This is a genomic window from Mesorhizobium sp. M8A.F.Ca.ET.218.01.1.1 (assembly GCF_004791165.1).
Classification (GTDB): Bacteria; Pseudomonadota; Alphaproteobacteria; order Rhizobiales; family Rhizobiaceae; genus Mesorhizobium.
In genome coordinates, this window is the sequence record NZ_SRUZ01000073.1 from 1 (window position 1) to 377 (window position 377).

Consider the following 377-nt stretch of genomic DNA (forward strand, 5'->3'; position numbering starts at 1 on the left):
GGCAGTTTCGCCGACAGCCTTTTCGGCAGCTGCGATGACTGCCTTGCGCTTGGCGATTGCCGCCTCGCCGATGGGCGGACCCTGGAAGCGGCGGTTTTCAATGGCGAACCAGAGAATTGCCAGGATGATCGCAAAGCCGACCGAATAGTACCAAAGACCCGGCACAAAGTCCGAGGCAGGGACAGGCGGATTGGCCGCGGCGTCGCCCGGCGAGCTGGGAATGGACACGACGAAGGCATGACCGCCAATCGTGACCAGAACCGTGCCGATCATGACGATGACAGCGAAAACTTTCGACAGGCCGCCAAGGCGGAAACTGCCGAAGCTTGTCCAGGTTTTGCCTTCGGCAAAGAAGCCGGCGACGATCGGCATGGCGT

General features: G+C 61.3%; 1 pseudogene. It reads right to left on the reverse strand.

The features are described from left to right. Positions 1-228 (reverse strand): annotated as a pseudogene (locus EN861_RS35930) (hypothetical protein); the annotation flags it as partial. Between the last annotated feature and the right edge of the window lie 149 nt (positions 229-377).